Source organism: Acinetobacter sp. AR2-3, from assembly GCF_001878775.1.
GTDB classification, from domain to species: Bacteria; Pseudomonadota; Gammaproteobacteria; order Pseudomonadales; family Moraxellaceae; genus Acinetobacter; species Acinetobacter lwoffii_D.
The window spans coordinates 1-1,215 of the sequence record NZ_MJIQ01000080.1; the positions used below are offsets into that span (position 1 = coordinate 1).

General features: G+C 41.4%; 1 pseudogene. It reads left to right on the forward strand.

Annotation, left to right across the window (positions count from 1 at the left end):
• Positions 1-54: 54 nt before the first annotated feature.
• Positions 55-995, forward strand: a pseudogene (locus tag BFN00_RS13975) (IS5 family transposase).
• The last annotated feature ends 220 nt before the right edge of the window (positions 996-1,215 follow it).

A 1,215-nucleotide genomic window follows, 5' to 3' on the forward strand; every position in this document is an offset into this window, starting at 1 on the left:
GGCTTTGTTGCACAAAGCTATTCTTGAGGGCTTCTTTAGCAATATAATTTCCAGATGAAGAAGCCTGCACCTAAAACTTACCGTACAACCAATTGGTCCTCGTATAACCAAGCTTTAATCAAGCGAGGAAATATTTCAATCTGGTTTGATCCTAAGACCCAATGGTATGCACAACCACAAGGCAAGCACGGACGAAATCAAACTTATTCCGATACAGCGATTCAATGCTGTTTAATGATCAAATCTCTATTCCGTCTTTCTTTACGTATGGTCACTGGCTTTGCTCAAAGCCTGATTAAACTCTGTGGCTGAGCAGCCCCGAATATCAGTGATATTCGTACTCCACCCTCTGTAGACGACAAAAGCATATTGATATTGCGATAAGCTATCAGAAAAGTCGTGATGGGTTACACCTACTCGTCGACTCTACGGGTTTAAAATTTTTAGGTGAAGGTGAATGGAAGCGTAAGAAACATCAGCCTGAATACCGTCGGCAATGGCGTAAACTGCATATTGGTATAGATGCTGAAACACTGCAAATACGTGCCGTTCAGCTTACGACAAATAATGTCAGTGATTCACAAGTACTAGGTGATTTACTGGATCAAATCCCACCAAATGAGCGAATAGATTCTGTCTATACCGATGGGGCGTACGACACGAAGTGCTGCAGACAAGTGATTTCAGATCGTCAAGCACATGCAGTAATTCCACCCAGGAAGAATGCCAAGCCCAGGAAAGATTCTAAAATCAGTTCAATAGAACGAAATGAGTTACTTCAAACGGTTAAGCATTTAGGCAGAACCCTATGGAAAAAATGGTCGGGCTATCACCGTCGCAGTTTGGTGGAAACCAAGATGCATTGCATCAAATTATTAGGAGATAAGCTGACGGCAAGACATTTTCAAAGTCAGGTCAATGAAGTTCATGCGCGTGTGGCAGTTCTGAATAGATTTACGGAATTAGGTAGACCTCACACCCAAGTTGTCACTTAAATTTGAATGGATTGGGGAAAACTCAGCTTTTGAATCTTTATGCAACAAAGCCCTTTTAGTGTATAAAATTTAGTGCAAATGGGTTTCACTTTTCTGGAAAAAGTAGTTCAAAGCAGACACCTTCTACTGTATTGAATGCCTGAGATATCCCCTGATGCAAGGTCATGATGGAGGCTACAATTGATAAGCCTAGACCGCCAGTTTGATGATGATTTTTTCT